This window comes from Streptomyces dysideae, from assembly GCF_001514305.1.
Classification (GTDB): domain Bacteria; phylum Actinomycetota; class Actinomycetes; order Streptomycetales; family Streptomycetaceae; genus Streptomyces; species Streptomyces dysideae.
Genome location: NZ_KQ949112.1, coordinates 1 through 8,869 on the forward strand (window position 1 = coordinate 1; position 8,869 = coordinate 8,869).

Annotated in this window: 10 protein-coding genes and 3 pseudogenes; 10 read left to right on the forward strand and 3 right to left on the reverse strand. The window is 68.7% G+C overall.

Annotation, left to right across the window (positions count from 1 at the left end; translation table 11 throughout):
- The first annotated feature begins 35 nt into the window (after positions 1–35).
- The 8 genes and pseudogenes from AQJ91_RS39420 (at position 36) to AQJ91_RS39450 (ending at position 6,404) form a co-directional block, all read left to right on the forward strand.
- The gene (locus tag AQJ91_RS39420; RefSeq protein WP_079085560.1) at positions 36–1,787 is read left to right on the forward strand and encodes an FAD-dependent oxidoreductase; all 1,752 of its coding nucleotides are present in this window, start codon (positions 36–38) and stop codon (positions 1,785–1,787) included.
- Between the two features lie 18 nt (positions 1,788–1,805).
- Positions 1,806–2,951: an N-methyl-L-tryptophan oxidase gene (solA, locus tag AQJ91_RS39425; protein ID WP_067031992.1), complete on the forward strand. Its 1,146-nt coding sequence runs from the start codon at positions 1,806–1,808 to the stop codon at positions 2,949–2,951.
- 78 nt (positions 2,952–3,029) lie between these two features.
- Positions 3,030–3,575, forward strand: a complete 546-nt coding sequence (locus AQJ91_RS39430) for a DUF6192 family protein (protein WP_407696991.1) — start codon at positions 3,030–3,032, stop codon at positions 3,573–3,575.
- Between the two features lie 122 nt (positions 3,576–3,697).
- Positions 3,698–3,868 (forward strand): hypothetical protein, encoded by a 171-nt coding sequence (locus AQJ91_RS54070; RefSeq protein WP_159054760.1) that lies wholly within the window; start codon positions 3,698–3,700, stop codon positions 3,866–3,868.
- Positions 3,869–3,879: 11 nt separating this feature from the next.
- Positions 3,880–4,341 (forward strand): RNA polymerase sigma factor, encoded by a 462-nt coding sequence (locus AQJ91_RS39435; RefSeq protein ID WP_067032242.1) that lies wholly within the window; start codon positions 3,880–3,882, stop codon positions 4,339–4,341.
- Positions 4,338–5,156 carry a zf-HC2 domain-containing protein gene (locus AQJ91_RS39440; RefSeq protein ID WP_067031998.1) on the forward strand — a complete coding sequence of 273 codons (819 nt, stop codon included), beginning with the start codon at positions 4,338–4,340 and terminating at the stop codon, positions 5,154–5,156. The genes AQJ91_RS39435 and AQJ91_RS39440 overlap by 4 nt, the downstream gene beginning before the upstream one ends.
- Positions 5,153–5,692, forward strand: a pseudogene (locus tag AQJ91_RS39445) (ATP-binding cassette domain-containing protein); the annotation flags it as partial. The gene AQJ91_RS39440 and the pseudogene AQJ91_RS39445, both read left to right, overlap by 4 nt.
- A gap of 268 nt (positions 5,693–5,960) precedes the next feature.
- Positions 5,961–6,404, forward strand: a complete 444-nt coding sequence (locus tag AQJ91_RS39450; RefSeq protein WP_067032001.1) for a DUF6314 family protein — start codon at positions 5,961–5,963, stop codon at positions 6,402–6,404.
- On the opposite strand, the gene AQJ91_RS39455 is transcribed toward AQJ91_RS39450, so the two are convergent.
- The gene (locus tag AQJ91_RS39455; protein ID WP_067032004.1) at positions 6,386–6,979 is read right to left on the reverse strand and encodes a histidine phosphatase family protein; all 594 of its coding nucleotides are present in this window, start codon (positions 6,977–6,979) and stop codon (positions 6,386–6,388) included. The genes AQJ91_RS39450 and AQJ91_RS39455 overlap by 19 nt on opposite strands.
- A 106-nt stretch (positions 6,980–7,085) precedes the next feature.
- The gene (locus AQJ91_RS39460; protein WP_067032007.1) at positions 7,086–7,520 is read right to left on the reverse strand and encodes a GNAT family N-acetyltransferase; all 435 of its coding nucleotides are present in this window, start codon (positions 7,518–7,520) and stop codon (positions 7,086–7,088) included.
- Positions 7,521–7,619: 99 nt separating this feature from the next.
- Between AQJ91_RS39460 and AQJ91_RS58565 the strand changes: the two are divergent.
- Together AQJ91_RS58565 and AQJ91_RS39465 are read left to right on the forward strand one after the other, a co-directional pair.
- Positions 7,620–7,715: pseudogene (locus AQJ91_RS58565) on the forward strand (DUF6461 domain-containing protein); the annotation flags it as partial.
- Entirely contained in the window at positions 7,691–8,464 is a 774-nt protein-coding gene (locus AQJ91_RS39465) for an IS3 family transposase (RefSeq protein WP_407696993.1), read from the forward strand. The pseudogene AQJ91_RS58565 and the gene AQJ91_RS39465, both read left to right, overlap by 25 nt.
- Here the strand turns inward: AQJ91_RS39465 and AQJ91_RS39470 are convergent.
- Positions 8,457–8,869 (reverse strand): annotated as a pseudogene (locus AQJ91_RS39470) (IS110 family transposase); the annotation flags it as partial. The gene AQJ91_RS39465 and the pseudogene AQJ91_RS39470 sit on opposite strands and share 8 nt — an antisense overlap.

Genomic DNA, 8,869 nt, shown 5'->3' on the forward strand with positions numbered 1-8,869 from the left:
GGTCATCTGCACCGCTGGGTAGCGGCGAGCCAATCATGAGCAGTGCGGCGGTGGCCCGGCTTCAACAGGCACTCGACGCCCTCGGCCGGCACGATCGACACCCGGTGCAGATCCTGCTGGCCGACGCGAGGCAAGACAGCGTCGGCCGAGTCATTGAGGCGTCCTGCCGGCGCAGGTCCGAGCCAGAGGCCATCCGCCGTGAGCGTGAGGGGCAGATCCCGCCGCAGCTCCTCGCCACTCCTGAGGAGATCGCCGATGCCGTCCTGTTCCTCGCGTTGTCGGAGTCCTCGTACATCACCGGGGCAACGCACCCCGTCGACGGCGGCCACACCGCCTTCCAGCAGCGACCCACGCGGTTCCCAGAGACAGATGAAGGACACACCATGAACGCCCTTGCGGTACCACCCCGAAACGGAGAACTCGGCTTCTGGGTGGCCGGACTGGCCGACAAGAGGCCCTCATTCCCTCGCTTCACCAGCCAGGACTCCGTCGACGTGGCCATTGTCGGCGGCGGCTACACCGGCCTCTGGGCGGCGCACTTCGCCAAGAAGCTCGAACCGTCGCTCTCGGTCGCCGTCTTCGAGGCCGAACAGGTGGGCTACGGCGCATCAGGACGCAACGGCGGCTGGCTCTCGGCAATGCCTCCGGGAAACCGTGCCACCTTCGCCCGCGCCGGGGGCGGGCTGGAGGCGAGCCGGGCGCTGCAGCAGGAGTTCGTCGCCGGCGTCGACGCGGTCCTGGACATCCTCCGGGCCGAAGGTATCGACGCCGATCAGCACAAGGGCGGCGCGCTCGTCGCCGCCCACACGGAGGCGGGGCTGGGCCGGCTTGTCGCCAGGCGTGATGCCGACCTGAAGTACGGGTTGACCGACGACGAAGTCCACATGCTCGACCGGGACGAGTTCCGCAGCCGGATCAACATTTCCACCGTCCACGGCGGGCTCTTCTACAAGCACTGTGCGCGGTTCCACCCCGCGAAGCTCGTCTACGGCCTCGCCGACACCCTGACCTCCATGGGCGTCAGGATCTACGAGGGCAGCCGAGTGGACAGTGTCGGGGGCAAGACCCTCACCTTGGCCAACGGACGTGTCACCGCGGCCAAGACGTTCATCTGCACCGAAGGTTATTCGGGACAGCTGCTCGGCAGCCGGACCCTGATCCCGGTCAATTCCTCGTTGATCGTGACCAAGCCCCTGTCGGAGGCGGCATGGCAGCAGATCGGCTGGGACGGGCTGCAGTGCCTCAGCGACTCCGCGCACACGTTCATCTACGCCCAGCGGACATCGGACGGCCGTATCGCCATGGGGGGCCGCGGTGTCCCCTACCGCTTCGGGTCCGGCACAGGGGGAGCCGGTGCGACCGCCCAGTCCACCATCGACCTGATCTCGCAGAAGCTCAGTACCTTCTTCCCGGACATCCCGTTCGAGGTGGACCACGCCTGGTCGGGAGTCCTGGGCGTCACGCGGGACTGGAACGGCGGCGTGCACTGGGACCCGGCATCGGGGATCGGCTCGTCCACCGGCTACGCGGGACACGGTGTCACGTCTGCCTACGTCGGCGGCAGGACTCTCGTGGAACTCGCCTTCGAGAAGGAAACCGAACGGACCACCCTTCCCTGGGTCGGCTACCGGGCACGGAAGTGGGAGCCGGAACCCATCCGCTGGCTGGGCGTTCACGCCATGTACCGGCTCTTCGGCATTGCCGACCAGTGGGAAGAGCGCAGGGGCTCCAGCACGACCTCACTCCTGGCCAGATTCGGCAGCAGGCTCGCCGGACTTCACGAGTAACGAAAGGAAACTGCTCTCATGGACGCCAAACTCGCAGTCATCGGCCTGGGCAGCATCGGAAGCATGGCCCTGTGGCAGGCCTCCCGGCTGTCCGACTCGGTGGTGGGCTTCGAGGCAGCCACCCCTGCTCACGGCCGCAGTGCGGTGGGCGGGGACACCCGCCTGTTCCGCATGATCTACCTCGGCAGGCCCGAGTACTACCCCATCATCGAACGCTCCCGCGGCCTGTGGACCGAGCTCGAAGCGGAGACCGGGCAGGAAATCCTCACCACTACCGGGGGCCTGTCCATCGGGACCGCGAACGGCAGCTTCATCAACAGCCTGCTCGAGGCAACACGCATCACCGGAGCCGAGCACTACGTCCTCAGCCGGGAGGACATGGCCGAACGCTACCCCCAGCACAGCCTCCGCCCCGACGACTGCGCCGTCTATGACCCCCACGCCGGCGTTCTGCGCACCGACCGCGCCGTCAGCGCCGCCGTCGCGGCGGCCCAGGCGAACGGCGCCACCGTCCTTCAGAACACACCCGTGGACAGCATCACCGAAACCGACCACGGCGTCGTCGTCACCTCGGGCGACAGAACCTGGACGTTCGAGAAGGTCATCGTCGCCTCGGGCGGCTGGTCCCGAAGGCTCATGCCCGACCACCTCAAGGCCGTCACGGAAACCCATCGGATCGTCCTGACCTGGTTCATCGCCCAAGACGGCACGCAGTTCTCGCCAGAGAACTTCCCCGCCTTCAGCCGGTGGTACGAGGATCGCTCCATGTACGGCGCACCCGCCGTCGACGGCGTGACGGTCAAGGCATCGGTGGACGGACCGCTGGCCGGGCGCGCAAGGGCAACCTCCGACCCGGACTCCGTGCCCAGAGAACTCACCCGGGAAGAAATCGAGAAGGTCACCGAGATCGTCACCGAATTCTTCCCCGGCCTGATCCCCACCGTCGTGCGCTCCGATGCCTTCCCCGACCTTTTCACCGAGGACAGACATCCCCTTCTCGGCTGGCTGGATGAGAACAGCAGGGTCTACTGTGCCACCGGATTCTCCGGAAAGGGCTTCAAAATGGCCACCGGCTATGGCCACATCGCCGCCCACGAGGCGCTCGGCAAACAGACCATCGAGGGCCTGGACTTCGTGCGTCCGGACCGGTTCAAGACCAGGTAGCCGCCCACTCCCGCCGCCTCGGCGGAGTAGCCTCGGTATCGCCATTCGGCTGACGGTCGTTGCGGGACGCATCTCTTGATGTCCCGCAACGACCGTCTGTCATCTGCTGAACTGTCCACCCGTAAAGCGACTCCGCTTCACGCCGATCCGGAGGACCGGAAACGGGAAGTACTGAGTGTTTGGTTCGTGGGTTGGTGTTTGGTCCCGTTTCAGGTTTCGCGCCAGTTCGGGGTGGCTTCGGCGGTGACTCCGGCGAGGGTGGAGGCGATCCGGGACCTGGCCCACGACGAGCAGGTGGCCGCGGAGGCCACAACGAGGTTGCTGCACCGGCCCGGGGTCGCGTTCAAGGCGATGACGGACGACCGGGCGCGGCAGTCGGTCATCCATGCCCAGGTCGAGCAGGGCCGTCAGGCCCGTGAGGAGTTCGAGCGGGCCAGCGAACTCGCCCCGATCATCAGGCACTTCGAGCGGACGGCCGAGTTCCTCGACCTGGTCGGGGCCTGCCACGCCTTCGTGGCCACCACGAACCGGGGGGTTCCCGGCCTGCGCGGACGCACCCTGTCCGACGACGAGCAAGTGGTGCTGGCCGAGAACATCGCGCGGGTGCGATCGGCGCTGGGGTAGCTCGAGCACGCCGCAGGACGGAGCGTGACCGGCGCCGCTCACCCGCGGCCGACCGTCACGCGGATGCGAACCGGACGGTGCTGACGGAGGTCGCCCCGGCTGGGCTGAAGAGGACGCGACTGATGGCGGTCACCGAACTCTCGCGCTCCCAGCTGGTGCGCGGGCTGGCCGCCTACCACGAACTCGCCGGAGAGAAGGCATGGCCGCCGCTGGTGTGGTCGTTCGAGCGCGGCTACCGCTTCTGCGAGGTGCCGACGAACTCGAACAGTGGGAACGCCGCTGGCTCGAGGTGAAGTACACGCAGATCACCAGCGTGATCACCGGGGTCCTGGCCCCGCACGCCCGGCTGTTTAAGCAGATCGTCGCCGAGGTCATGCAGGAGACCTACTTGGCGGTGTGGCGCGCGGCAGGTGCGTTCGCCGGGGCCGCGGTCGGAGGGACGGCCACAGGTTGGCTGTGGACGATCGCGGCGCGCCGCCTCGTCGACGCGTTCCGGCGCAGGGCTCACCACGCGGAGCCACCGCCGGGCGCCGCTCCGCCCGAAGTGGCGCCCGCCGCCGAGGAGTTGGCGCTCGCGGAGACCGTCGGCGGTGAGGTCGGGGACGCGCTGCGGTGCCTCGCGCCGGAGCTGAGACAGGTACTGCAGGCGATGGTGCTCGACGGGCTGTCCGTCCGGGAGACCGCGGTCCTGCTCGGGCTGCCCGAGGGCACGGTCAAGACCCGTGCCCGCCGGGCCCGTATCGAGATGCGGAGGGTGCTGGCATGAGTATCGAACACGCATCGAAGCGGATCATCGAGGGGTACGTGCGCGGCGGCGCGGACCTCTCCGCCGACGAGGTGTGGGCCGTGGAGGCGCATCTGGAGATGTGCCGGGTGTGCCGTGACCAGTTGTCTGCCGCTGTCGGTGTCGGGGTGCCCGCCGTGGCGTCGCTCGTCGACACCGTGTGGTCAGGCCTCGAACCCCAACTGGCGGTCACTGCCACCATGCCGCGCCGACGGCGCTGGTCGGCGCGGCTGTCGAGGTGGATGACGCCCACGATGGTGCCGTGGCTGGCCATGGTCCTGGGCATGACGCTGCTGGCCCTGCTGCTCGAACTGGCCGACACCGGCTCCGGCGAGGTGTCGTTGGTGCTGCTGCTCGCGCCGGTCCTGCCCGTGCTCGGCGTCGCGGCGTCCTGGTCGCGCGGTCTGGACCCGGCGTACGAGCTGACGGCCTCGGTGCCCAGGGTCGGGCTCTATCTGGTGCTGCGGCGCACCGCGTCCGTGCTCGGTGTGGTCGTTCCCGCGCTGCTGGTGGGCGGCTGGGCGACGGGAGTGATGGTGGTGCAGTGGTTGCTGCCCTGTCTGGCCTTCACCTCGACGACCCTGGCTCTCGGCGGTGTCGTCGGTGTGACCCGCGCCGCCTTCGTGCTGGCCGCTGTGTGGGTCGGTGTGGTCGTGGCGCCGACCATGGCCACCAGCCGTACGACCTTCGCCCTTCAGACGGGCGGTCTGCCTGCGTGGGGCCTGATCCTCGCGCTCGGTATCGGTGTCGTGATCGCCCGCCGAGGCGCGTACACCGTGCTGGGAGCTCATCGATGACCATCGGAAAGAACATGCGAAAGGAACACCACATGACGTCCGCCGTGAGCGCGGCCGACATCGCACCGACGGCCTACGCCTGGGAGATCCAGGCCACCGGGCTGAAGGTCGAGGTCGGTAAGAAACGGATGGCCGTCGACGGCCTCGACCTCTCGCTGGGCATCGGCGTCCACGGACTCCTCGGCCCCAACGGGGCGGGCAAGACCACCCTCATCCGGACGCTGGCCACCGTGCTGAGCCCCACCGAGGGCAGCCTTGAGCTGCTCGCCGAGTCCGTGGGCGGCATGGGCGAGCACCGTGCGGTGCGCCGCCGAATCGGCTATCTACCGCAGGAGTTCGGCTACTACAAGCGCTTCACGGTGCGCGAGTTCGTCGAGTACATGGCGTGGCTGAAGGAGGTGCCCAAATCGAGCATCCCCGCGGCGGTGCAGCGCGCCGTGGAGCGGGTGGGTCTGGCGGACCGCGCCGACGACAGGATGAAGGCCCTGTCGGGCGGCATGGTGCGCAGGGTCGGTATCGCCCGTCGTGTCGTCGATCTTCGCGCCGCGCGCGGCCGGGGCGACGGTGATCGCGTAGTCGGTGACATCCTCGGCGTGCGCGGGTGCGGGGACCGCGGCGGCCGCCACCACGAGGGCGGTGGCGGTGAGACCTAGTCTCCAGCGGGTGCGGGGGGGGGTGCGTGACATGGATACTCCGCGGCTCGATGTTCGAAATATCAGACAACGATCAGCACTTCGAACGGTAAGGGGACCCAAGAGCGTCAATGGTTCGCACAGCAACGGATGTGACGGAGAGAAGGAGCGGATGGGCGAGTTCTGGCCAGTGCCCGACGCGCTGACCCATCTGGCCGGGAGCTGGCGGGTCGCCCGATCGGTGCGGGATCAAGTGAGCGGTGCGGAGGGGGAGTTCTCCGGCACGACGGTTTTCGGCCCACTGCAGGGCGGCGGCCTTCTGCACCACGAGTCGGGCACGTTCACCTGGCAGGGCGTCCCACATCCCGCAGAACGGACGCTGCGCTTCCTCCCAGGGGATTCCGAGGGGGTTGTGGACGTCCGCTTCGCCGACGGACGCCCCTTCCACGACCTGGACCTGACATCCGGACGGCACATCGCCGACCACCCGTGCGCGGCCGACCTCTACCGGGGCGAGTTCACCGTCCTCGACGCGGACCACTGGCGGTCCGTGTGGCGCGTGGGCGGTCCCGCGAAGGACCTGGTCATCACGACGGACTACGCCCGCGAGGACTGAATCGGCGTCCCGTCGAAGCGCAGGTTCCAGCGGCCCGCCCGGCCGGTCACGGTGGTCGTCGACAGGGGGCGGACGTCGAGGTTCCAGTACGTCGCGGGCGGCGCCTTCAGGGCGTACACCAGGGCGGCCCGGATCACGGACGGCTCGGCCACGGCAACGACCCGGCCGCCGTCCTCCACGGGCCGGGTGTCCAGCCAGCCGCCGACCCGGCTGATGAACGCCAGCAACGACTCACCGCCGTGCGGCGTGCCCCGCGGGTCGGCGAGCCAGGCGTCCACCGCCCCCGGCTCACGGGCCATCGCCTCGCCGAGAGTCAGCCCACGCCAGCGGCCCATGTCGCAGTCCCGCAGGGCGAGTTGCACGAGCGGCGAGTATCCGAGGGCGTCGCCGGTCGCGCGGCTGCGTGGCGTCGGCGAGCAGTAGCGCAGGTCGGCCGCCGCCAGTGGCACCAGATCGTGGGCGACGCGCTGCACCTCGTCCCAGCCGGCCTGATCCAGCGGCCGGTCGTCCTCGAAGCGCTCCGCCAGCAGCGGCGAGCTGCGCGCGGCGGCGACGAACGTGACCCGAAGTGACATGCGGCGATGGTGAGTCGTGAAAGTCCGCAGGTCAAGAGGCATTGTACGGGCATCACCGAGGGTGTGCGAAATCTTACTTCAAGGTCAGGACCAGGCGGACAAGTCGCTAGAAAACGAGCGCCATCCACTGGTCCGGCTTCTCCAGCGCTGCGAACCCGGCCTTCTCGTACACCCCGTGCGCGTCGTGCGTGGCGAGCAGGATGCGGCGCAGCCCGTACGGCCGCAGGTGCTCGCGTACGGCTCCGGCGAGCGCGGTCCCGATGCCCTTGCCGCGCACCGAGGGGTCGACGTAGACGTCGCACAGCCAGGCGAAGGTCGCCCGGTCGGTGATGACCCGGGCATACGCCACCTGCTCCTCCGAAACCGTGTCGTATACACCGAAGCTCAGCGAGCCCTCGATGGCCCGGTCCTGCTGCTCCCGTGGCCGCCCGAGCGCCCAGTAGGCGTCGGTCGACAGCCAGCGGTGCACGCACTCGGCGTCGATGCGGTCGGGGTCGGCGGAGATCTCGTAGCCCTCGGCGAGGGGTGGGGTGTCGGTCATGGCGGGGATCGTGGCAGGTCAGGGGCGTCGACGTCGACCGGATTTACCGGTGGGCGAGGGGCGTTGGGCGTTGTCAGTAGTGGGTGCGATGCTTCGGGCATGACTGGGACGACGACCGCCGCGGACTACGCGTGGCTGGAAGAGCAGTACGAGGACCTGCTGGAGGCATACTGCGTGACGCTGGTCCAGGGGCTCACGCCCGAGGAGAGATCCGTCGCATCTTCGACGGCTCGGGCGGCACCTACGGCTCGCCGAAGATCTGGATCACGCTCGTGCGGGAAGGGTGGCGCATCTCGGTGAACACCGTCGCGAAAGTCATGGCCGAACTGGGCCTGGCCGGACGGAAGGTCAGCCGCCGACACGGGCTGACCAGGCCCGGGAAACGGCCGGCGGCGCCGGACTTCGTGCGCCGGGACTTCACCGCGGACGCCCCGGACCAGGTCTGGTGCGGCGACATGACCGAGATCGTCACGGCTGAGGGCAAGCTCTACCTGGCCACGGTGATCGACCTGTTCTCCCGACGTCTGCTCGGCTACGCGATGGGCACCCACCATGACGCCGAGCTCGTGGTCGCATCGCTGCAGATGGCCGCGGCCACCCGCGGCGGCGACGTGAAGGGCGTGATCTTCCACTCGGACCGCGGGTCGGAATATTGTTCCCGACGCTTCAAGCGAGTCTGCCGACGCCTCGGCGTGACCCAGTCGATGGGCCGGGTCGGGTCGTGTTTCGACAACGCCGTCAGCGAGGCGTTCAACAGCGTGCTCAAGGTCGAGTACGTTCACCGGCACACCTTCGCCACCCGCACCCAGGCCCGGCTGAAGATCGCCACCTGGATCACCGGGTTCTACAACACCCACCGATTACACAGCGTGTGTGGATACCGGAGCCCGGTCGACTACGAACGCGACCATCGGGTCAACTCCCCGCTGGGACTGGCCGCTTAGAAGATCTCCACAGCTCGAGGGGATTGACAGTGCGATACCGGGTCAGATCCCGCAGCTGCCGGATCGGCTCCGGGGGCACGAACGAAGCCCGCACCAGACCGTGCTCGACCAGGCGGGCGATCCACTCGGCATCCTTCACGTCGGACTTGCGGCCGGGCACGGCCTTCATGTGCCGGGCGTTGAGCAGCCAGCACTCCATCTCGTGTTCCAGCAGGTAGAACACCGGTTTCCAGTAGACGCCGGTGGCCTCCATGCCGACCACGGTGACCTGCTCGGCGAGCAGCCAGTCCCGCATCGCCAGCAGGCCCGAGGTCACCGAGGAGAAGGTGCGGGTCTCGCTGCGGCGCCGCTTGCCGCTCCCCGGCACCCGGATCGTCACCTTCACGTCCGCCTTGCTGATGTCGC